This is a genomic window from Vibrio sp. G-C-1, from assembly GCF_021728015.1.
In the GTDB taxonomy this organism is placed as follows: domain Bacteria; phylum Pseudomonadota; class Gammaproteobacteria; order Enterobacterales; family Vibrionaceae; genus Vibrio; species Vibrio splendidus.
This window is the reverse complement of the sequence record NZ_JAKKCR010000016.1, coordinates 106,194-127,636: the sequence shown is the minus strand read 5'-3', so window position 1 is coordinate 127,636 and position 21,443 is coordinate 106,194. Positions and strand designations below refer to the sequence as shown.

Below are 21,443 nucleotides of genomic sequence, written 5' to 3'. Positions count from 1 at the left end.
GGGTGCGTTTGATTTGGCCTTTATCGTTGTGCTTACTCTTTTTTACTTCGCTCGCTTATGCGGAGAAGCTCGTCGTCGAAAAAATTGTGTCTGATGCGACCGCTATCGAAACCATTGTATTTGAGTCAGCACCTTCCCATTCTAATCGAACACCTACGTCATCGGTCACCTCGAATTCAAAGCATGTCATTGTTATGGATGATGCTGTTGAAGGGGACTCTCAACAAAAGGTCGCCCAGCTTTCTCAACGTTCTTCACTAGATCCCTCTCAAAGCTCTTCATTAGGCCAACCTCAAAGTTCCTCTCAAGAGTTTTACACTCTACCTGACGCGTCTTCTGGCATAGACCCGTTATTGCAAGTGGTCACCTTAGTTAAAGTCGACAAATCTAAACGTAGAATGTATCTGCTCAAAGGGGAGGAAGTGGTTCAGGAGTTTCGTATTGCGCTAGGTAAACAACCGAAAGGGCATAAGCGTTTTGAAGGGGACAACCGAACGCCAGAAGGGCAATACCAGCTCGACTATGTTATGGAAGAGTCAGACTTCTACCGCTCGGTGCATATCAACTACCCACGATCATCAGATATGCAGTGGGCACAAAAAAATGATGTTGATCCTGGGGGCAATATCAAGATCCACGGAATCAAGAATGGTGAGCGTCGTTCACCTAGTTTTATACAAAGCTTCGATTGGACGGATGGTTGTATTGCGTTAACCAATCAAGATATGGATGAGTTCATTCAACTCGTAAAAATGGGTACCCCTATCCATATTGAATGGTAGCTATCGGTACCCAATTTCCCTGAACAATTCTCGAAAACAACTCTCAAAAACAATTGCCGAAATCAGCGCTAGAGCCAGTTACAGTAAGACTCGACCAGCACTGAATATCGCAATCACGATAAGCAATGCAATCGTGACTGGCTTGAACTTCGCTCCACCAAACCTCTCAAACAATTTTGAACCGACATAGCCGCCAAACATGCTGCTTGGTAAGAGTGCTAGAGTAAGCCAGACCACATCACGATCGACTAACCCTGCGATAGAGGCCGTAACAAAGGCGCTGGAATCAGCTAGTACAAAGAACGCAATCAGGCCTGCTCTTGCAATGTGTGGTGCGACAGGACTTGCCAATGCATGCGTGCCAACCGGAGGGCCAGACATTGAAGCTGCTCCATTCATTACCCCCGCAAGGCTGCCTAGAATATAGGGAGCAAATCTAGGTTCGCTCTTGTATTGGAACCCTTTGTAGATCATGATTGCTGACGCAAAAATGAAGGCACTGATGATCAAGATGATCGTGTCTTGGCTAACGGATTTGAGCAACAGCAAGCCGACGGGCGTGAAGGCCAAACAAGGGATAAATACCTTTGAAACCCATCGCCAATTTACGTGATGTTTAACCTTCGGCAGCAATTGGATATTGCCTAACAGGTCGATCAGCATGAAAACAGGAACCAGTTCGATAACAGGCATGAATAACGCACTTAATGGCAATGCCACTAAGGTGAAACCAAAACCTGAGAAGCCACGAACAATAGCGGCGAAAATGAAGATTGCACCCAAAATTGGGAAGGTTGGACTAAAAATGAGATCCATAAATTAAGTAACCAATGAAGCTGTCTAATAAGGCGAGCTAGTGAAACCAAGTGAGTAGCGGAATGTACTCCTACTCACTTGTGTTTGCTACCTAATTTTCAGGTTTTTCAGGGTTAATTTTAAAGTCTCTCGGGGGGTACTTTTTCGGTATTTACGAGGTCAATTTATAGGGTTAAATTGATTCGGAAAATCAGTAAATACAGCATCTACTTTTGAGAGAAATTTGAAGCGAGACGGATCATTGACGGTGTAGCACCATGCTTGAATGTTCGCTTCGTTGAGAGTGTCAAGATCGCTCTGATCAACGTGTTCATAGTTCATGTGACAGCTGAACGCTTTGACCTCATTGATGAGCATAAGATCATTTTGAGTCAGTTGCTCTGTGATTACGCCCACTCGATATCTCGGTAAATGACGAGCCATTTCAGCAACCACCTTATGACTGAAGCTCGAAAGTAAGACCTTATCGGTGTCTAGATTTGAGCGAATCAACTCGTCGTGCAGCAAATCAACGACATAAGGGGCTTGATGTCGGCTGTCGACTTTGATTTCGAGGTTGACGCTAAGATCATGCTGCTCAACAAGTGTGAGTAACTCCTCCAACGTCAGTATTTTTTCTCCAGCGAACTGCTCAGACTTCCAACTGCCAAAATCGAGCTGACGCAGTTCAGCAAGGGTGTGTTCATCAACACGGCCTTTACCATCACTACAACGCTCTAGTGTGTGATCGTGACAAACGACAAGTTGGTCATCCTGAGTGGGCTGAATATCAACTTCAATCCATTTCAAGCCGAGTTTAGCCGCTTGTTCAATGCTTGCTTTGGTATTTTCTGGGTGAGTACCTGCGACACCCCGATGACCTACGATGATAGACGACATAATTAATCCTTCTTAAAGACGCACCGTAAAAACGCATTAAATATCAGTGTACTCGATTAAGCTAGAGCCGTCGTTAAGCTTGTCGCATCTTCGTGTGACTCCTGTGATGTGAAGTTATTTGGGTGAATGCGTTTGCCAAGATTGTCAAAAATATGCAGGTTGGATTTATCGATGCTTAGCCCGAGAGGGACGGCTTGGCACAGCGTCGTTTCGGGTGTTACTGCAATAAAGGGTTGTTCGTTCACAAGGCCATGAACCAATTGATTTGGCCCTAAAGGCTCAACCACACTGATGCGTAATTCAAGCGGCAGCGCGTTCATGACTAAGTCGGCACAAACCTCAGAGTGTTCTGGGCGAATACCAAGTGTGATGGCTTTATTTTTTACGTGGGCGTATTCGGGCAAGTACATTTGCTGGTCGCCAATCTCAAGGTAGCCGTCGTCGAGTGTTGCTGGTAAGAAATTCATCGCAGGGCTGCCAATGAAGCTTGCCACAAAGGTACTGGCTGGCTGGTGGTAGACCTCTCTTGGCGTCCCGACTTGCTCTATCTGGCCTTTGTTGAGTACCACGATTCTATCAGCCAGTGTCATGGCTTCAACTTGATCATGAGTGACGTAAACACTGGTCACGCCAAGCTCACGCTGTAGCTTTTTGATTTCTAACCTCATGTGGGCACGCAGTGAGGCATCTAGGTTAGACAGAGGTTCGTCAAACAGGAACAGTTGTGGATCGCGAACGATTGCTCGCCCCATAGCAACACGTTGACGTTGACCACCAGAAAGTTTGGCTGGCTTGCGGTCTAGGTATTCTTCGATCTTCAGCGTTTTGGCGACTTTCTCAATTTTATCTTCAATAAGGTGCTGACTGACACCTCGGTTCTTTAAGCCATAAGCGAGGTTTTTATACACCGTCATGTGAGGGTAGAGCGCGTAATTCTGGAAGACCATCGCGATATCACGCAGGGCAGGTTTCTCTGTATCAACCCGACGACCACCCAAGTGTATCTCACCGCCAGAGATGCTTTCTAAACCCGCAATGGAACGCAAAATAGAAGACTTGCCACAACCAGAAGGCCCCACCAAAACAAGGAACTCACCCTCATCGATATCAAGAGAGACCCCTTTGACGGCTTGATGGCCGTTTTCATACGTCTTGACCAAGTTTTTGATACCCAACATGGTGGGAGCTTTACGCGTACGATTGTGAGTGGCTTGGTTGTGCGCTAGCGTCTGCTTTAGGTTTGGCATCGGGGTGTCCTCTGTATTTTTGTGGATAGCTTGGTGAGAAGGCAGGTGAGATGTCTTGTACTCATTGAGAGATTGAATGCGGTTATTGTTCATTTGAGTTGTGTCGTTATTATTTTTCACTTTCTACTAGCCCTTTTACAAACCAACGCTGAAATACAACCACCACTAAAACGGGTGGCAACATGGCTAAAATCACCATGGCGAAAGCATAGTCATAGCGCGGTAAACTGGTTTCATTGATATTGTTGAGTACTTGTTTTATGCCCATCACGATGGTGTTGTAGCCTTCATCGGTAGTCATCATGATCGGCCATAAGTATTGGTTCCAACCCACCACAAACATGATGATGAAAATCGCTGCGATCATGGTTTTAGATAGAGGCAGCAAGATATCGACAAAGAATCGAAATGGACCTGCGTTATCTAACTGTGCGGCTTCTAACAATTCATCGGGGATGGTTTTGAAGAACTGTCTAAAAAAGAAGGTCGCGGTGGCTGATGCGATCAAAGGTAGAATCAATCCTGTGTAGCTATTAAGAAGCCCAAGCCCTGCGACAACTTCATAGGAAGGGATAATACGAACTTCTAATGGCAGTAGCAGCGTCACGAAGATCAACCAAAACCAAGCTGTAGCATAAGGCAGTCGAAAGTAGACCAAAGCATACGCCGCCATCATCGAAATGATGATCTTACCGATCGCAAAACCTAGCCCCATGATCATTGAGTTGGCGATCATTTTACTGGCGGTGACTTCGCCACTGAAGCCCATACTTTTGTTCCAAGCTTCGCTATAAATAGCCGTAAAATTATCGCCCGGTAGCCATTGCAGACCTTCGCTGACAATGGTGTTTGGATTATGGGTTGAACTGGCGAAGATTAGCCAGATAGGGACCAACATAAACAGCATCCCAGCAATTAAAATTAGGTGGTCAGAGACCTTATTACTTTTCATAAATAACTCCTATCGCGTTAAATCCTAGCGGGGATGGGCTAGTAATGGACTCGCTTTTCTACAACGCGAAACTGGATAAATGTAAGAGTGAGGACCAGCAATAACAGCACAACAGATTGTGCGGAGCTGCCGCCTAAATCTGCGCCAACAAACCCGTCTCGATACACCTTGTACACCAACGACGTTGTGCCGCCACCCGGGCCGCCATTGGTCATGGTGTCGATTACGCCAAAGGTTTCAAAGAACGAGTAGGTGAGGTTGATGACCAGTAGGAAAAATCCAGTTGGCGCGAGTAGTGGGAAAGTGATGGTCCAGAAACGTTTCGAGTCACTGATACAATCCAGCATCGCTGCTTCTTTTACGGCGTAAGAGATCGATTGAAGTCCCGCCAGAAAGTAGATGAAATTCACCGAAACCTGTTTCCACACGGACACCAAAATCAGAGCAAACGTGGCATCAACAGGGTCGGTTTGGAAGCTGAAGTCCCAACCCACAACGGCAAATAACTCGGTAAATACACCAATGTGCGGGTTAAACAAGAAAGCGCCGATAACGCCTGCTATCGCGGGTGCAACCGCATAAACCCAAGTGAGTGTGACTTTGTATACGCCTTGTCCGTGAATGATGTTGTCGGCTTTCACGGCAAGCAGCAAAGCCAAGGCAAGTGATAAGAAAGAGACCACAATCGCGAACATCAAAGTAAAGCCAATCGAGTTCAGGTACTCGCTCGATTCGAATAGCATTTGGTAATTCTCAAACCAGACGAATATAGATGAGGTTCCCCAAGGGTCTTCCAGCATAAATGAAAGATAAACCGCCTTTGCTGCTGGGTAGATAAAGAAAACGGCAATGATGAGGATCTGAGGCGCCAAAAATAGGTAAGGCAGCGGAGAGTGAAAGAATTGCTGACGTCGTTCCACAGGGTAATCCCTAAAAATAGTTACACTGGCCACTATTAGATTAGTGACCGTTACCACTAGCGCGATATCAAGGCATGCATCCAGTTGAGTTATCGTTGTTGGAGCAAGAAATGGCGCTAATGAAGAACCTCCCCACGCCTTGCCATTACGTTTTTAATAACGCAGTGACAAGTGATGAGGAGCAATGAACGGCTTTTGGTGTGTTAAGCCTTCAGTTCAGTTATCTGCTCTAGCTAAAAAGCAGAATTAGTTCATGGTTCGAGCGAAGCGTTTCAGTAGTTTGCTGCTCTCATCTTCGACCTTGTCTAGGCTGTTCTCGACACTAGAGCGGCCTGCGAAGATGTTATCGAACTCACGGTGCATCACTTCACGGATCTGCGGGTAATAACCTAGGCGGTAGCCTTTAGTCCACTCGCCCGATTTAAGGCTTAGCTGCTTTACGCCCACTTCCGCGTCTGGCTGTTCTTTGTAGTAACCAGACTCTTTCGCTAGTTCATATGCAGCGGTTGTTACAGGTACATAGCCAGTGGTTTTGTGCCAGTAAACCTGAGTTTCAGGCTTAGTCAGGTAGTCAAAGAATGCTGCCACACCTTTGTCCTGTTTCTGGTCATGGCCATTGAGTGCAAACAGAGCGGCACCACCAATGAAGGTTAAGCCAGCATCCGGGTTAACTGATTTCCAGTATGGAAGGTAAGTTGTGCCTAACTCGAAAGGTACGCGGTTACGTAAACCACCGAATGAACCTGAAGAGCCCATCCACATTGCCACTTCTTGGCGCTCGAAAGGCGTTTGGTTTGCATCCCAATCGCTGCCGTAATACTTGTAATAACCTAGATCTGACCACTCTTTCATCTTGCTAACGTGCATCATCATGTCTTTGGTGTTGAACATGATCTTAGTGGATAGGCCGTCGTAGCCGTTGTTCTGGTCAGAGACTGGCAGGTTATGGCGAGACTTGAAGTTCTCGAACATGATCCATGGCGTTAGAGATTGAGAAAACGCGATGTGTCCGTCTGCCTTCAGCTTTTTAGCAACGACTTCTAGTTCTTCATAAGTTTTAGGTGCCTCTGCACCTACTTCCGCAAGAAGGTCTTTGTTGTAGTAAAGAACTGGGGTCGAACTGTTGAAAGGCATACCAATCATCTTGCCTTGGCTGTCTGCATAGAAGTTACGAACGCCAGCTAGGTAGTCGTTCGAATTAAAGTTGTAGCCAGACTCAACCAGAATATCTTGTACGGGTTTGGCGACACCTTTAGCGTTCATGATGGTTGCAGCACCGGCATCGAATACTTGTAGAATGTTAGGAGCTTCGCTTGCTCGATATGCTGCGATACCCGCTGTTAAGGTCTCTGTGTATGAACCTTTATAGATTGGCGTGATCTTGTAATCATCTTGTGACGCATTAAAGTCAGTCGCAATTTTATTGACGGTTTCTCCAAGTTGGCCGCCCATTGCGTGCCACCAAGTGACTTGAGTCGTTGCGAACGCTGGCATTGCCGCTGTTGCGGAAAGAACGCCTGCCAAAATTAGCTTATTCATCTTCTTTTCCTTTTGGATGAAATCGATGTAGAGGTATTGAATTAGAGTATTAACGAGACGGTAGGGGTGTCGTTTGAAGCTATCTTGAACAGGCCATATTTCACTTACGTGGCTAAACCGTTTCAGTGATATGAAAGATTCGTTTCGATTTTATTTAAGAGAAAAGTTATTGATGGTTTTGATGTTGAACATGTTCGGTTTTTAAGGCGTTTTATTGGACAACTGTTGTTCAATAAAAAAGCCTCTCGATGGAGAGGCTTAGAAGAAGGTTCGATGTGGATACAGTCTTAGTGTGCGATGTCCAATTGGTTGTCTTTCACACCGTTAATACGGAACCAACCAGCGATACTGAATCGCTCTGTGTTGGTTGGCAGTACCTCGTGTGGGAACTGTTCAGACAAGAATACCAACAGTCGACCACCCTTTGGTGGAATGGTCGCGATGTGATTGTCTTTTAAATCGTAAACCACGAGCTCCCCTGCGTCTTCCTCAGACCATTCGTCATTCATGTAGAATACTGTGGTCAGGCGGCGGTTTTCGTTGCCTTTGAAGCAGTCTAAGTGCTTCTGGTAAAAATCATCTTTTTCATATTTTGCAAAGTGCGCTTCGTATTCGAACAGACCTAAAAAGAACGCTTGGTTTGCCGCTAAACGAATTTGTTCCATTTTGTCTAGGAACAGAGATGCTGGTCCGCCCATATCACGGCGTACCCACTGAATTTTGTCACTACGAATCGTTGCTTCTCGTGCTACGTCATCGTTACGGCCGATCCTAGCCTTTTTCCAGTTCTCTGGAATGCAATCCCTCAATGCCACCACTTCTTCGTGAGTTAAGAAGTCATCCCAAACAAAGTAACCTTGGGTAGAAAGAGCATCGATCAATTGGTTCATGTATAGTACTCAGACAATAAATTAGAGGCGCATATATAGTCCGAATAACTTAGGTCAACAAATCACATGTTTTGTCGTTACGATAAATGGTGTTGGCAGCTTGAATCGCAAGGCCTATAGAGCAAGGTTTACGGCAATGCGGGCATTCGATAATGCTGAAAATTATCGGATGAAATTGATGCTCATCTTTGGAATCTGTTCCCATTCTTCTGAGTTGAATTGGATTTGAGTAACATTGGTTTTGAGTAACGTTGGATTTGAGTAATTTAGTGAATACCAATAGAAATCTTGATTCGAGTTCTCTATCCGGTTTTAGATTGTTGTTAACAAAATGATCACAATTGAAGTTGGATTTGTTATTGTATAGGTCTGACCAGTTGTTTTATCACAAGGAGCGGTTTTGCAGCTGCATACCATTAAAGGCTATATCCAAGACATGTATCTCGTAGAGTACCCTGACAGGTTGTTGTTACTTGATGGTGCGTGCCGAGCGGATATTCCCCACCTTAAAGTTTTCATTGAAGATGATCTTGGCCGTGAATTTAGCGACCTACACACAGTGGTTGTGACGCACATGCATCCAGATCACGCAGGAGCAGCACACAAACTCAGAAAGCTCACGAATTGTAATTTGGTTGCAGCAAATCGAGATAAGGATTGGTACCACGGCATCGATGGCATATTGATGCATTTGACCGATTTGGCATTAGCACGGTGGATGGCGAACCGATTGGGCAAGCCCAAAGCAAACCTATGGTATTCAAGAAGGCTGAAGCCGGACTACAAGCTGTCGGATGGTGATAGCATTCCTGGCTTTGATGATTGGTTGGTTCTGGAAACTCCGGGCCATACCGATAGAGATCTCTCTGTCTATTGCCCATCACACAGCGTTGCTTATGTGGCGGACTTGATGGTCGAGGTCAAAAAGAAGCTGATTCCGCCTTTCCCAATTTTTCATCCCAATAAGTATCGAGAGTCGGTATCTCGTATCTATGAAATGCAGCTCGACACTTTGCTGGTGGCGCATGGGGGACAAGTGAACTTGAGTGAGCAAGCGTTTGAACATCTGCTGATGAGTGCGCCAAGAAGGCCAGTGACACATTGGCGAGTGACCAAAATCAAACTCAAAGGTTTGCTAAAATCTGTTTGGCGGTTTGGGTTTAAAGATAAAAAAAATCGCCATAAATAATTAAGGCCAGTCTCAAAGACTGGCCTTAATTAATACGTGTTGTTGACTCACTATTTGAGCTGTGGAGCAGTTCAATTAGTGAGAAATTAGAAATTCGCCCGCAGGGTCAACAATCACTTTGTCACTCATGCCTTGACGACCAAGCAGCATCATATAAGTCATATCTTGACGGTTACTTAGCGTGATATCGATAGGCCATTCCTGACCACCAATTTTTAGCATGGTTTCAATCACACAACGGTGTTCAACTTCGCCGTTCGATGATTTGATTCTTTTACTCGTTTTCAGCTTCGCCTTGCAGCGCACTGTCTCTTCTAGGTGGTAAACGTCTGGGTGAAGATCGAACTCAACGAAGTTTTCACCATCTGTTTTTACACATAGTAGATTGTCTACGTGTAGAGAAGAGGTTTGAGCCCCTGTATCAACACGCGTATGTAGTCCAGTTATCCCTAACTCTGGTAAGCAAAGTGCTTCTGTATTCCCTATGATCATTTTATTGTTCATGTTTTTTCCAATCATGAGTAAACGGCGTTTAATCAGCCTTTGCCACGAGTACGGTTAGCGTTTGGTTTTGCATTTTTCTCGATAAATCCGAAAATCATGTCTGCTACATCTTTACCTGTCGCTTTCTCGATACCTTCTAGGCCTGGAGAAGAGTTCACTTCCATTACAACAGGGCCATTCTTAGATTGTAGAATATCGACACCACATAGGTTTAACCCCATGATTTTAGCTGCATTGATCGCTGTAGCGCGCTCTTCTTTGGTTAGTTTAACCAATTGAGCTGTACCGCCACGGTGCAGGTTAGAGCGGAATTCACCCTCACCAGCTTGGCGTTTCATTGCTGCAATAACCTTGTTACCCACAACAAAACAACGAATGTCTGCGCCATTAGCTTCTTCAATGAACTCTTGAACCAAGATGTTCGCTTTTAGGCCCATGAATGCTTCGATAACGCTTTCAGCTGCTTTGTTTGTTTCTGCTAGAACCACGCCGATACCTTGAGTACCTTCAAGAAGCTTGATAACCAGTGGCGCGCCACCTACGTTTTTGATCAAGTCTTGAATCTTGTCTGGGCGGCTAGCGAAACCAGTTTTTGGTAAGCCAATACCTTTACGAGACAACAGCTGTAGTGAGCGCAGTTTGTCGCGAGAACGACTGATTGCTACTGACTCATTGATACAAAAAGTGCCCATCATTTCGAATTGGCGAACAACCGCAGTGCCGTAAAAGGTAATGGAAGCGCCAATACGTGGAATAACAGCATCGTATTGAGGTAGCTCTTCACCCATGTAGCGAATCTTCGGATTGTTACTCGCGATATCTATATCACAGTGCAGCGTGTCGATAACATCGACCTGGTGACCACGAGCTTCTCCAGCCGCTTTTAAGCGAGAAGTAGAGTATAGGTTTTCGTTGCGAGAAAGAATTGCGATACGCATGGCGTTTCCTTAGTTAATACCTGATTGGTAACTGCAAATAAATGAGTTGTTAGCTGAGCTTTCAGTTTTTCTGAGGCTCTTTGCTTGCTTCGGGGCGAACCTTAAGGCTTTTCGTTTAACTAAGAAAACGAATTAAATTTGTCGAGTCGACAACGGAAATTTATCGAATGTGTGAGCGATTGGTACAACTAGGTTGAGAGGGAGTTTGGAATGGAAAAGCGAGTTGAGACCTAACTCATATTGGGGGTAGGAGCCTATTAGGTTGTACTCAACTCGCGTTAACTCGGTGCTTAAAAGTGTACTAATAACGCCAGTTACATAGCTCTATAAGTGTTCGTAGTGCTTCTCTTTCGAGCTTGCTACAGGTGCTTTTTAGCTTATTAAGATAGTATTTTCTCATGATGATTACTTCTCTTGTATTAGGCTTTGGTGGGAGCTCAAAGTTCCTTGTTGACCCATTAATTATGGTTACTTAATAGGAAGTAATAAACAGATGGGTTTTTACTAAGTTGTTCCTGTTTTTGTCTTTTATCGCTACTTTTTGACTGATGTGTTTTATAATGGGCTTAATCAGGAAGGGTTGTTTCTAAAAAGGTTCATTATTTGTCTGATCTAAACATGATGCGTTACTACACAAGGCTGGATTCGTTTGAGCCTAATCTTTCACACTCGGTGACCTTAACCGAGGTCGCAGACAAGCTGTTCACCAGTTTACGCCATGCACGAACTTTGTTAGGCAAGATGCATCAGGCTGAATGGGTAATTTGGGAGCCAAAAGTCGGTAGGAATCAACGTTCAAATTTGACTTTGCGCTTTAGTAATCAACAGCTGACTCAACACGTTGCCGGTAAACTGATAGAGCAGGGTAAGTACGAAAAAGCGCTCTCACTTTTAGACAATGACCGCGCTGTATTTGGTTCTCTCCTTCAAGAAACCTCTGGCGCGACGATGCGTGAAGGATTGCTTCACGTTCAATTGACCTATAAGCGTAAGTTTGAAGACCTGTTCCCACATCATATTCACCGCAGTAGCGAACGCTTTTTGATCAGGCAGGTGTTCAGTTGCTTAGTCACTTGTAATGGTAAGGGCGAGTTGAAGCCTGAACTGGCGCACCATTGGGAATATGATGCTGAAAAGTTGGTTTGGACTTTCTATTTGCGCCCCGGCCTAACCTTTCACGATGGGCAACCCGTCGACGCCAAGCAACTCGTTTCGTTGTTTTCAGCCTTGCAAACCTTACCTTTTTATCAGACAGAGCTAGCCCATGTTGCTTCGGTTTACAGTGAGCAGCCATTGAGGGTCAGCTTTCAACTCACCAAAGCAGATACTGGTTTTGCTGGTTTACTTGCTGGCGTTAAGTATTCGATTCAACCCGCAGCGCAAGTAACTCGTGAGCCATCGCCATTAAACTCGGTGTCACATGCAGTTATTGGTACCGGTCCATTTAAAGTGGTTGAGACCAATAATGAACGGATCAAGCTCGCGGCATTTGAGCTCTATTATGGTTGTCGGTCTTTAACCGATGAGGTGACCATCTGGCAGTTTGAAGAATCGATGACAGGCAGTGCTCGATTCGATGACAGCCAAATGCAAGTCTCGTCTTATGAAGATTCTTCTTGTTTCCATCAGCTAGGGAAAAGCGATACGGAGCTTGTTTCAGCAGACACAGACGGCCTTCGTAGCCGAGTCGAAGATGGGTGCTTGTTTATCCTGTTCAATCAGAATTCAGCGGCAACTCCGCTTAATAATGAGCAGCGAAAATACCTTTCAGAACTGACCAACCCACAAGCTATTTTATCTCAGCTGGAAAAAAACAAGGGTTTGTTCAGTGTCTCTTTAGCTCAAAATATACTGCCAAGTTGGCATAAATTGTATCGAACGCCTTCGAAAGAAGCTCAATTGCCGAAAAAGATGAGTATTGCAGTTTACGACTATTATGCGTTGTATCGATGTGCGATTTGCGTATCCGACATACTCAAAAGATATGGTGTGGAAGTTGAGGTGAACACCTACAGTTTTCGAGAGTTGGCGCAGCTCTCTCAGAGTGGCGAGTTAAAGGAGGATCTGGTGTTGTGTAACCTCAACCTCGATGACAATGCCCCGTCTTCGCTGTTTTCGTGGATGATGAATGATCCTGTTTTGCACTCTGCTTTGGGAGAGGTGAACAGTGATTGGCTCAAGCAGCGTTTAGATCTTCATAAAGCATCCGTTGAACTGCCTAATTACTTGGCAGAGTTGGAGCCCGTTGCATCCACGTTGATTTCTGATTATTGGCTAGTGCCTATGTTCCATCACCTACAAACAGTTCGTTTCCAAGGCATTTTGAAAAACGTCGCCATCACAAACTGGGGCTGGCCAGACTTCAAGAATGTATGGTCTGCTGATTAACCTTTCTTACTAACTAAATAACTAAGTTAGCTCGTTTTCAAAGTCGGTTTTTCCAAAATCGACTTTGGCACGCTCACGTCTAGATAAATGAAAAATTACACTCATTGGTTTACTTTTTGATTTTGATATGTACACTAGTCAGTGTAGTTTTTGCGTTGGGATAGACCCAATGATTAAAGAGATACCAATGAAAAAATATCTATTACCGATTTTAGGAGTACTTGCCGTGGTCGCTATCGTAAGCACAGGTTCACAATCAAACGACAATCTAGATAAGCTTCCAAAGAAGTTTGTAAACAGTGAGCTGGAATACAAATCGGGTATGTCTGATATTTTTTCAATCTTGAAAGCATACGTGACTGTGGAAAGAAACGAGCCCGTGCCGCGCGCTGCATTGCCTTTGATTCCAATGACAGCTGAGCAATTGATCGAAGAACAAGACGACGTTGCTTACCGCTTGGGTCACTCAAGCGTGATGATGAAGCTGGATGGCAAGTTAGTGATGACTGACCCTGTGTTCAGTGATCGTGCATCACCGGTGCAATGGATGGGACCAAAGCGTTTTCATCCGACACCAATCACACTGCAAGACCTACCCGATATTGATGTGGTGGTGATCAGCCACGATCACTACGACCATTTAGACAAAGGTGCCGTTAAGGTGCTCGCTGACAAAGTGGGGACGTTCTTAGTGCCATTAAGAGTGGGCGCACTATTGGAAAAATGGGGAGTGGATAAAGAGAAGATCATCGAATTGAATTGGTGGGAATCGGCAACGGCCTCAGATATTGAGTTCACTTTGACGCCGACACAGCATTTCTCTGGGCGTGGCTTACTTGATCGTGACCAAACACTGTGGGGTAGCTGGGTTATTAACGCTTCCGACAAAAAAGTCTTCTTTAGCGGTGACTCCGGTTACTTCAGCGGCTTTAAAGAGATTGGCGACCGCTTCGGGCCGTTTGATTTAACCATGGTTGAAACGGGCGCGTATAACTCTCTTTGGGCGGATATTCATATGTTCCCAGAGCAGAGCGTTCAGGCCCACATTGACCTGCAAGGTAAGGTGATGATGCCAATCCACAACAGTACCTTCGACCTTTCTATGCACGATTGGCAAGATCCAATGGAACAAGCTCTGGCGATTAGCAAAGAGCGAGATGTGCAAATGGTAAGCCCTGTGATGGGTGAACGTTTGGTGATCTCAGAGCCCGTACCTGTTCAGGCATGGTGGAAACTGGCATCGAATAATTAGAACGGACATCTAATTAACACTCTCATCTAAGTTAGAAGTAGTCATACTGCTAATCTATATAAAGCCAGTTGATACAAAAAACGCCACCGATCATTCGATTCGGTGGCGTTTTTTCGTTTCGTTTTGAAGATCAGCTTTCTAAGTTCTGCGCCATTTTCTTCGCAATTTTTCTGAATTGTTCTAACTCGTCTTCGGCCATGCCTTTGGTCATTCTCTTCAGCATGTCTCGATCGATATCCGAGACCTTACTCATGATCTCTTGACCCTTATCAGTCAGAACCAATAACTGGCTGCGCTTGTCTTCCGGGTTCGGAGACTTCTTCACAAGTTCCTGATTGATCAAGGCATTAATGAGCCGAGTGACCTGTGCTTTATCACGATCTAGGAAGTGTGCGATATCGATAGCGGTACATGGAGACTTCTTGGTAATGATCTTCATGACACGAATGTTCATAGGTGCGATCTCTGAGTCTAAGCTCTCAATCTGTTCGCTCATTTGACGTTTCAAAGAGTGCACTAAACGAAAGATAGACTCTAGCGATGTGTTATCAGACATAAACGATCCTTAGAAATGTAGCTGACATTGTCAACTACTGTATTTATAGTTGACATTATCAACTTAATTGTTCGTAAATTCAAGACAGGAAATAGATATGACGATTCAAGCAACTCTAACGCTAACTCTTCCTGAGCAAAAAGGCACACCGGTTTTATACAAAATTTTGGTCATGATGAGCTTAATGCTAACGATTGGCGGCAGTTTAACGGCCGTGATGACTTACATGAATGTCGGATTCGGTGAGGCATTTATTGGCAACTGGCTTTCTTCATTAGCCCTTGTTGTCGTGATCATGATGCCAATGGGCGCGGTGATGATGGCTTTAGTCACCAAAGCCGTTGCTAGAGTGTTCACAACTTATGGCGAGAAAGTACGCAACCTGATCGTGGGACTGATCATGGCTTTTATCATGGAGTCCATCATGGCATTTGTAACAGCTGCAAATAATATTGGATTTTCGGATACATCGGCGTTTACCAGTGGATGGTTTAATGGATTTATTGCCGCGCTTCCTGTTGGCCTTACGATCATGGTCGTAATGTCGATGACGGTTAAACCTAAGCTTGAACGACTCATGAAGAGCTAGCCAAAACATTTCACAGCATTGTAGGAGATCCACATGAAAGCATTTACAGGTAAACACAATAACTACCGCATCACTATTGAAGAAGTGAGCGTTAAAGAAGACCGTGAACTTCAAACCATGCAGTTTGAAATTGAAGACAGAGAAAACATGTTCGCGATTGTTGAGAAGATCAAACAAGACAGCGGCTTAGACGAGCAATCTGCAGCGCGACTCGGGGTGAGCATCCGCTTACTTGGCCCAATGATGATGCAAGATAGAAAGCACCCTCTGTTTGTTGATTTCATGCCTCACTTCAGAAACTTCATGCAGAATCTGAAGAAGACATTGAAAGGGCAGTAAAGCCTAATCATCAGTAATACATCGAAAAGCCAGTAACCAACTTACTGGCTTTATTTACATTTAAATCAAAATAGTTTCAGTTGTTTGCGTCTAGAATATGCGAAAATTGAGGACTAAATTTTCGGTGTTGCACCGTTGTTTAATTGTCTATTCAAGCTTTAAGAAATCCGATATTATACTGGTCATAAAACTAAAGGTGGTATTATATGACAAATGTATTTAAGCAAGCAGCTGAAGAACTGTTGAGTCGTCGCGTTGCAGGCACCAAAGCACCAAGATTGGACGAACAGTACCGTCCGAATAACTTGGAAGATGCGCTAAAGATCCAATCATCAATGATCGATTTGAAAAGCGATAAAGTCGGTGGTTGGAAGTGTTTGCTTCCTTTAGCTGAAGACAAGTTCATTGTTGCGCCTATCTTTTCGGGTAGTGTTCAACAAGGCGAGGTTTGCGAACTGTTTGCTGACAACGACGTAGTACGTGTTGAGCCTGAAATTGCATTTACTCTTGCTAAGAGCTTGCCTGCAAGCCAAGAAGGTTACAGCGAAGAGCAAATCAACGAAGCGATTGGCTCTTGCCATATGGCACTTGAGTTAATGCAATCTCGTTTTGCGGATGACAGCGGCGCTGAGTTCTATGAAAAGCTTGCTGATGGCCTAGTGAACCAAGGTCTGTTCATTGGCCCTGAGATTGACCGCGAAAAAGCGTTCACTTCTGCTGAGATCAACATTGAAGTGACCCAAGGCGAACAAGTTCAAGCATTCGATGGTAAGCACCCAAATACATTACCGCCAAGCCCAATCTACTGGCTGATTAACTACATGACTCGTCGTGGTGTTGATTTCCAAGCGGGTGAAGCCATTATCACGGGCTCTTACTGCGGTATCGTAGAAATGGGATTCGATAAGCCAACGACCTTCCACTACGAAGGCATTGGCGAATACCAAGTAACGTTCAAGCAGAAACGCTAACTTCTAGCGGCGTACTATTTGTTATCGAAAGGCTGTTTACTGATGAGTAAATAGCCTTTTCTACTTTCTGGAGCAATAAGAGTCTAATACGACTCTTATTTTAGTGCTCGTTACCATTAAAACGAGTGAATGCGAAATTTAACTACTTCTAATACCTAGTTACTACCAAAACACAGATACTTAATATCCATGTACTCATCGATGCCTTCTTTTGCGCCTTCACGGCCAATACCTGATTGCTTAACACCGCCGAAGGGCGCGACCTCGGTTGAGATGAGGCCATCATTAATACCGACCATACCGTACTCAAGTGCCTCTGCGATGTTCCATACTCGATGAATGTTCTGACTGTAGAAGTACGACGCTAATCCATAAATGGTGTCGTTTGCCATCTCAATAAGCTCTTCGTCTGTCTCGAATTGCATCACAGGAGCGACAGGACCAAAGATCTCTTGCTGAACAATGTCCATGCTGTGTTTCACATTTTTCAGAATGACAGGCTGAAGGAAAAGCCCATCAAGCTCTTGAGTTTGCGTCACAGGTGTCGCGCCTTGTTCTACTGCTCTGTCTATTAATGCTTGGATGTTGTTCTTCGCATTCTGACTGACAACAGGACCAATGGTGACACCTTCATCTAAGCCGTTACCAATCTTAAGCTGCTGAACCGCTTGATCGAATTTAGCCACGAACTCATCGTACACTTTACTGTGAACATAGAAACGGTTTGCACAGACACATGTTTGTCCCGCATTACGGAATTTCGACGCCATTGCGCCTTGAACGGCCGCATCGATGTCGGCATCGTCAAACACAATAAAAGGTGCGTTGCCACCGAGCTCCATAGAAGTGCGTTTGATGCCTTTTGCCGCTTGAGCCATCAAGATACTGCCCACTCGAGTCGAGCCTGTGAAAGAGATTTTTTTGATCAGTGGATGAGAAGTGAATAGGTTGCCAACTTGCTCAGGGCTTTCACCAAGAACGACTTGAAGTAGATCTTTAGGGATGCCCGCTTGATAAGCCAGTTCAACCACAGCAAACGCAGAAAGCGGTGTTTCATCTGAAGGTTTTACGACGAAGCTACAACCAGCGGCTAGGGCAGGTGCTGCTTTACGAGTGATCATTGCAATAGGGAAGTTCCATGGCGTAATTGCACACGCGACTCCAATAGGCTGCTTGATGGTCACCAAGCGTTTGCCAGCGACTGTGCTAGGAATAGAATCACCATAAGTACGCTTGGCTTCTTCTGCAAACCACTCAATAAAGCTCGCGCCATACACGACTTCGCCTGTCGCTTCTGCTAACGGTTTACCCTGCTCAATCGTCATGATTCGAGCCAGATCTTCTTTGTTTTCAATGATCAGTTGGTGCCAACGGTGCAGTGATGCAGCACGAGATTTAGCTGGAACCTTGGCCCACTCTTTCTGTGCAACATGAGCACGTTCAATCGCGTTTGCTAACTCTGCTTGTGATGAAATAGGTGCGTGTCCGACGAGTTCACCTGTCGCTGGGTTTGTGACTGCAACTGCGTTGTTCGCTTCTGTCACCATAAAAGAGAGTAAGTGCTGGTTCTTAATGTTTAGCATCGTGATTCCTTTGTTGTGATTACTTTAGACGTGTTGCTTATATGCGGGTTGGCGAGTGTTCAAATGACTTCGACCAACCGTTGATTGGTCGAAGATTGTGGTCGTTAGTTCGTTAGTTCATTCGTGCTTAAGTTGTTGCTTGCGAAGCGATAGCCACTCGAAGCGGTCTAAGAAAATGACCTATTGTTGACTCCAATTATCAGACTCTATTTTCGCTAGCGCTTTCGCGGCTTTCTGAAGAGCGGGTAGGTACTTGATCGCTTCATCAGGCTTGACTCGAATTACAGGCGCTTGTATCGCTAGGCCGAGGTTTGATTGACCCGTAGATGACGGAATCAGTACCGCGATACAGACTAAGCCGGGCAAAAACTCTTCGTCATCAATCGCAAAGCCTTGGATTTTCGCTTCTTCGATGTCTTTCTCTAACATCGAATAGTCGGTAATGGTGTTCACTGTGTATTGAGTCAGTGGCACATTTTCAATTAATCGTCTGCGCTGTGACTTAGACATGTGCGCCAAAAACAGTTTTCCGCTTGCTGAGCAATGCACTGGGACGCGAGAACCTGGGTGTAGATGAAAACGAAGGGGTGCTTCAGTTTCTGCGCGATCAAGATAGATGATTTCACCACTTGATAGCGCCGTTAGGTTACAGCTTTCACCAACTTCTGCTCTCAGGTTTTCAAGAATAGTGCGTCGGGCACTGTGCATGGTGCTATTCAACAATAGGTTTTCGGCAAGCTTTCTGAGTCGAATACCTGAGCTGTAGTGCTTCTCATCGCCGTCTCTTTGAATAATGCCTGCCGCTTCTAACTGCTGAAGCATTCGGTGCAGCGTAGGTTTTGGCAGTCCAGTTTCTTCGACTAATCCTTGAAGAGAAATAAACTCGTCTTTTTGCGCTATCACCTCTAATAGTGCAAAAAGTCGGAGAGTCGGTGTATCCCCTTGAACTGGTGGTGTTTCTGTTTGCATATAATGATCCATCCTTGCGATATGTCTATGCTTAAGAGTGTACATACCAAATCATTATTCTTCAATTATCTGAATAAAATTTGACCTTTTTTATTATTCCAATAATATAAATATAAATTATGGAACAATTAATCTCAATAAATGGAATTTAAGATGAAGGCGATTGAACGGATTATTGACAAGGCTCACTTAGATCGTAAGCGAGTGGTTTTGAGTGAAGCTGAGGACCCGCGAGTACTAGCAGCCGCAAGAATGGCGATAGACAAACAGCTCGCTTACATCACCCTAGTCGGGGATGAACCAGCGATCATCGCTGCTGCAGAATTGCATCACATTGATCTTGTGGGCATTCATATTGTTTCCCCACAGGCGTCATCACTCAAAGAAGTGCTCGCTGAGCGGTTGTATACATTAAGAAAAGCGAAAGGTATGACTTACGATGATGCGCTAGAGCTGGTTCTAGACCCGCTCGTTTTTGCCAATTTGATGGTCAGAGAGGGGCTGGTGGATGGCACAGTTAATGGTGCGGTTTATACCACGTCTGATGTGGTGCGAGCTGCGCTTCAGATTATCGGCCCCGCGCCAGACAGTGAATTGGTGTCCAGTTTCTTTCTGATGATGTTGTGTGAGCCTTTCCATAATCTTAAAGGCGGCATGATTTTCAGTGACTGTGGTTTGGTGATTAACCCCAATGAAACCGAGCTAGCATCGATTGCAGTGGCCGCATCAAACAGCGCTCAAACGCTACTGATGGAAGAACCTAAAGTCGCAATGCTGTCGTTTTCGACCAACGGCAGTGCCAAGCACGAATCGGTCGATAAGGTTCGTACCGCGGCTCAACTCGTGAAACAGCGTTGTCCCGGAATCGCCGTCGATCAGGATGTTCAACTCGATGCCGCGATTGTGACTGAGATTGCCGCGAAGAAGCTGCCAGATTCAGAGGTGAAAGGTCAATCGAACGTGTTGATATTTCCCAATTTAGAAGCCGGTAATATTGGTTATAAGCTTGCGGAAAGATTAGGAGGGGCAGTTGCGATTGGTCCACTGTTACAAGGGTTGAATCAACCTGCGAATGACTTATCAAGAGGGTGTAACGCACAAGACATCTTTAATGTGATCGCGGTGACCGCGGTACAAGCGCAGCAAGGAAAAACAGCAAATTCAAAGACTGACGCGGCGGCTGATTCTGAAAAAAGAGATGAATCGACATTTGATTTTAGATACTAAAATCTAGCTCCTGAAGCTGATACTCACATTTAAATCAACCCCCAAAAACAACCTAACTAGGACTGCTGATGGAGTTACCTGTTTTACTCGCTATTCTTGCCACCATCGCGGTGGGTACCTATTTTCAAACTGTCACCGGATTTGGCCTCGGTATCATCGTGATTGGTTTAACGGTTAGCCTTAATCTGGTTTCCTTACCCGTTATAGCCGCTGTGGTCAGTATTGTGACCTTGTTCAATTGCTTGGTCGCATTGATGGGTAAGCCACTGCTTGGGGAACTCAAGATTCTTGTGGTGTTGGTCATCGGTATTATTCCCGGCGTTTCGATGGGGGTGTACTTGCTGGACGAGTTAAGCGATTCGGCAACGCATATTCTCCGAGGACTATTGGGTGCGATGGTGCTATTCGCAGGTTTGAGTTTTATGTTCAAACCTAAAACCAGAAAGAACCGTTCGGCAACGGTAACTTTCCTTGTCTCAGGCTTTAGCTCTGGCTTAGCGGGTGGGTTGTTTGGGATGGCAGGTCCACCGATTGTTTATCATCTTTATCGGCAGCCTTTTACGCTCGATCTGGTGCGAAGCACACTGCTGATGGTTTTCGCTTGTACGTCGATGTCGCGTACTGTCAACGTCTACGCTGCAGGCGACATGGAACAGAGCATACTGTGGTTATCTGCTATTGCTGTCCCCTTGGTGGCGCTTGTCACGATGTTTGCTCGACGTTTCCCACCGCCGTTGTCTAATGATCAACTCAGAAAGTTAGTGTTTATTGTGTTGATGTTGATTGGTGGGTACTTGATGGCGGTCTCTGTATGGTCGTTGTTTTTGACTTAGAACGTTTTCTTTATCAAAATTATCTTTGAAGGAGGAGGGCTTGATTCTCGTTTAATGCTTGATGACACCCTCCTCACTGA

At 45.1% G+C, this 21,443-nt stretch carries 21 protein-coding genes; 9 read left to right on the top strand and 12 right to left on the bottom strand.

Going from position 1 to position 21,443, the window contains the following annotated elements; all coding sequences use genetic code 11:
• Positions 1-2 precede the first annotated feature (2 nt).
• Positions 3-782 (top strand): L,D-transpeptidase family protein, encoded by a 780-nt coding sequence (locus L3V36_RS20535; protein ID WP_102446940.1) that lies wholly within the window; start codon positions 3-5, stop codon positions 780-782.
• Positions 783-860: 78 nt separating this feature from the next.
• Here L3V36_RS20535 and L3V36_RS20530 read toward each other — a convergent pair whose 3' ends face one another.
• The 7 genes from L3V36_RS20530 to L3V36_RS20500 form a co-directional block, all read right to left on the bottom strand.
• The gene (locus tag L3V36_RS20530) at positions 861-1,598 is read right to left on the bottom strand and encodes a sulfite exporter TauE/SafE family protein (RefSeq protein ID WP_102488376.1); all 738 of its coding nucleotides are present in this window, start codon (positions 1,596-1,598) and stop codon (positions 861-863) included.
• A gap of 159 nt (positions 1,599-1,757) precedes the next feature.
• Positions 1,758-2,477, bottom strand: coding sequence for a glycerophosphodiester phosphodiesterase family protein (locus tag L3V36_RS20525; protein WP_102482074.1), 720 nt, complete (start codon positions 2,475-2,477; stop codon positions 1,758-1,760).
• Positions 2,478-2,533: 56 nt separating this feature from the next.
• Positions 2,534-3,844, bottom strand: a complete 1,311-nt coding sequence (locus tag L3V36_RS20520) for a sn-glycerol-3-phosphate import ATP-binding protein UgpC (RefSeq protein WP_208775383.1) — start codon at positions 3,842-3,844, stop codon at positions 2,534-2,536.
• Positions 3,834-4,676, bottom strand: coding sequence for a sn-glycerol-3-phosphate ABC transporter permease UgpE (gene ugpE, locus L3V36_RS20515; RefSeq protein ID WP_012601047.1), 843 nt, complete (start codon positions 4,674-4,676; stop codon positions 3,834-3,836). The genes L3V36_RS20520 and ugpE overlap by 11 nt, the downstream gene beginning before the upstream one ends.
• A 38-nt stretch (positions 4,677-4,714) precedes the next feature.
• On the bottom strand, positions 4,715-5,596 hold the full coding sequence (locus L3V36_RS20510; protein ID WP_029222195.1) for an ABC transporter permease subunit: 882 nt from the start codon (positions 5,594-5,596) through the stop codon (positions 4,715-4,717).
• A 246-nt stretch (positions 5,597-5,842) separates the two neighbouring features.
• The gene (locus L3V36_RS20505; protein WP_102446942.1) at positions 5,843-7,135 is read right to left on the bottom strand and encodes an extracellular solute-binding protein; all 1,293 of its coding nucleotides are present in this window, start codon (positions 7,133-7,135) and stop codon (positions 5,843-5,845) included.
• Between the two features lie 287 nt (positions 7,136-7,422).
• Positions 7,423-8,025, bottom strand: coding sequence for a 2OG-Fe(II) oxygenase (locus L3V36_RS20500; protein WP_102446943.1), 603 nt, complete (start codon positions 8,023-8,025; stop codon positions 7,423-7,425).
• A 400-nt stretch (positions 8,026-8,425) separates the two neighbouring features.
• Here L3V36_RS20500 and L3V36_RS20495 point away from each other — a divergent pair, with 400 nt between their 5' ends.
• Complete coding sequence (locus tag L3V36_RS20495; RefSeq protein ID WP_102446944.1) at positions 8,426-9,214, top strand: MBL fold metallo-hydrolase; 789 nt, start codon at positions 8,426-8,428, stop codon at positions 9,212-9,214.
• A 75-nt stretch (positions 9,215-9,289) separates the two neighbouring features.
• Here L3V36_RS20495 and L3V36_RS20490 read toward each other — a convergent pair whose 3' ends face one another.
• Entirely contained in the window at positions 9,290-9,718 is a 429-nt protein-coding gene (locus tag L3V36_RS20490; RefSeq protein WP_004733090.1) for a RimK/LysX family protein, read from the bottom strand.
• Positions 9,719-9,750: 32 nt separating this feature from the next.
• Positions 9,751-10,656 carry a 30S ribosomal protein S6--L-glutamate ligase gene (gene rimK / locus L3V36_RS20485; protein ID WP_010428457.1) on the bottom strand — a complete coding sequence of 302 codons (906 nt, stop codon included), beginning with the start codon at positions 10,654-10,656 and terminating at the stop codon, positions 9,751-9,753.
• Between the two features lie 603 nt (positions 10,657-11,259).
• On the opposite strand from rimK, the gene L3V36_RS20480 reads away from it, so the two are divergent.
• Together L3V36_RS20480 and L3V36_RS20475 are read left to right on the top strand one after the other, a co-directional pair.
• Positions 11,260-13,044, top strand: coding sequence for an SgrR family transcriptional regulator (locus L3V36_RS20480; protein ID WP_208775382.1), 1,785 nt, complete (start codon positions 11,260-11,262; stop codon positions 13,042-13,044).
• Positions 13,045-13,231: 187 nt separating this feature from the next.
• On the top strand, positions 13,232-14,296 hold the full coding sequence (locus L3V36_RS20475) for an MBL fold metallo-hydrolase (protein ID WP_102566508.1): 1,065 nt from the start codon (positions 13,232-13,234) through the stop codon (positions 14,294-14,296).
• Positions 14,297-14,426: 130 nt separating this feature from the next.
• Here the strand turns inward: L3V36_RS20475 and L3V36_RS20470 are convergent, their stop codons facing one another.
• Positions 14,427-14,852 carry a MarR family winged helix-turn-helix transcriptional regulator gene (locus tag L3V36_RS20470; protein WP_017060573.1) on the bottom strand — a complete coding sequence of 142 codons (426 nt, stop codon included), beginning with the start codon at positions 14,850-14,852 and terminating at the stop codon, positions 14,427-14,429.
• Between the two features lie 97 nt (positions 14,853-14,949).
• Here L3V36_RS20470 and L3V36_RS20465 point away from each other — a divergent pair, with 97 nt between their 5' ends.
• The 3 genes from L3V36_RS20465 (at position 14,950) to L3V36_RS20455 (ending at position 16,751) form a co-directional block, all read left to right on the top strand.
• A complete protein-coding gene (locus tag L3V36_RS20465) occupies positions 14,950-15,441 on the top strand; it encodes a DUF2798 domain-containing protein (RefSeq protein WP_208775380.1) in 492 nt (163 codons plus the stop codon).
• Positions 15,442-15,474: 33 nt separating this feature from the next.
• Positions 15,475-15,780 (top strand): DUF3861 domain-containing protein, encoded by a 306-nt coding sequence (locus L3V36_RS20460; RefSeq protein WP_017071499.1) that lies wholly within the window; start codon positions 15,475-15,477, stop codon positions 15,778-15,780.
• Between the two features lie 206 nt (positions 15,781-15,986).
• Complete coding sequence (locus L3V36_RS20455; protein ID WP_121602677.1) at positions 15,987-16,751, top strand: hydratase; 765 nt, start codon at positions 15,987-15,989, stop codon at positions 16,749-16,751.
• Positions 16,752-16,906: 155 nt separating this feature from the next.
• Here L3V36_RS20455 and L3V36_RS20450 read toward each other — a convergent pair whose 3' ends face one another.
• Positions 16,907-18,334 carry an NAD-dependent succinate-semialdehyde dehydrogenase gene (locus tag L3V36_RS20450; RefSeq protein WP_208775378.1) on the bottom strand — a complete coding sequence of 476 codons (1,428 nt, stop codon included), beginning with the start codon at positions 18,332-18,334 and terminating at the stop codon, positions 16,907-16,909.
• A gap of 180 nt (positions 18,335-18,514) precedes the next feature.
• Entirely contained in the window at positions 18,515-19,303 is a 789-nt protein-coding gene (locus L3V36_RS20445; RefSeq protein ID WP_004731927.1) for an IclR family transcriptional regulator, read from the bottom strand.
• Positions 19,304-19,456: 153 nt separating this feature from the next.
• Between L3V36_RS20445 and pta the strand changes: the two genes are divergently transcribed.
• Together pta and L3V36_RS20435 are read left to right on the top strand one after the other, a co-directional pair.
• Positions 19,457-20,530 carry a phosphate acetyltransferase gene (gene pta / locus L3V36_RS20440; protein WP_208775376.1) on the top strand — a complete coding sequence of 358 codons (1,074 nt, stop codon included), beginning with the start codon at positions 19,457-19,459 and terminating at the stop codon, positions 20,528-20,530.
• A 68-nt stretch (positions 20,531-20,598) separates the two neighbouring features.
• A complete protein-coding gene (locus tag L3V36_RS20435) occupies positions 20,599-21,363 on the top strand; it encodes a TSUP family transporter (protein WP_208775374.1) in 765 nt (254 codons plus the stop codon).
• Positions 21,364-21,443 lie beyond the last annotated feature (80 nt).

Coding starts and splice junctions, on each gene's coding strand:
- L3V36_RS20470 (WP_017060573.1), bottom strand. CDS start 14,852: ATGTCTGATAACACATCGCTAGAGTCTATCTTTCGTTTAGTGCACTCT.
- L3V36_RS20445 (WP_004731927.1), bottom strand. CDS start 19,303: ATGCAAACAGAAACACCACCAGTTCAAGGGGATACACCGACTCTCCGA.
- L3V36_RS20525 (WP_102482074.1), bottom strand. CDS start 2,477: ATGTCGTCTATCATCGTAGGTCATCGGGGTGTCGCAGGTACTCACCCA.
- L3V36_RS20475 (WP_102566508.1), top strand. CDS start 13,232: ATGAAAAAATATCTATTACCGATTTTAGGAGTACTTGCCGTGGTCGCT.
- L3V36_RS20505 (WP_102446942.1), bottom strand. CDS start 7,135: ATGAATAAGCTAATTTTGGCAGGCGTTCTTTCCGCAACAGCGGCAATG.
- L3V36_RS20465 (WP_208775380.1), top strand. CDS start 14,950: ATGACGATTCAAGCAACTCTAACGCTAACTCTTCCTGAGCAAAAAGGC.
- L3V36_RS20490 (WP_004733090.1), bottom strand. CDS start 9,718: ATGAACAATAAAATGATCATAGGGAATACAGAAGCACTTTGCTTACCA.
- ugpE (WP_012601047.1), bottom strand. CDS start 4,676: ATGAAAAGTAATAAGGTCTCTGACCACCTAATTTTAATTGCTGGGATG.
- L3V36_RS20530 (WP_102488376.1), bottom strand. CDS start 1,598: ATGGATCTCATTTTTAGTCCAACCTTCCCAATTTTGGGTGCAATCTTC.
- L3V36_RS20455 (WP_121602677.1), top strand. CDS start 15,987: ATGACAAATGTATTTAAGCAAGCAGCTGAAGAACTGTTGAGTCGTCGC.
- pta (WP_208775376.1), top strand. CDS start 19,457: ATGAAGGCGATTGAACGGATTATTGACAAGGCTCACTTAGATCGTAAG.
- L3V36_RS20450 (WP_208775378.1), bottom strand. CDS start 18,334: ATGCTAAACATTAAGAACCAGCACTTACTCTCTTTTATGGTGACAGAA.
- L3V36_RS20435 (WP_208775374.1), top strand. CDS start 20,599: ATGGAGTTACCTGTTTTACTCGCTATTCTTGCCACCATCGCGGTGGGT.
- L3V36_RS20500 (WP_102446943.1), bottom strand. CDS start 8,025: ATGAACCAATTGATCGATGCTCTTTCTACCCAAGGTTACTTTGTTTGG.
- rimK (WP_010428457.1), bottom strand. CDS start 10,656: ATGCGTATCGCAATTCTTTCTCGCAACGAAAACCTATACTCTACTTCT.
- L3V36_RS20460 (WP_017071499.1), top strand. CDS start 15,475: ATGAAAGCATTTACAGGTAAACACAATAACTACCGCATCACTATTGAA.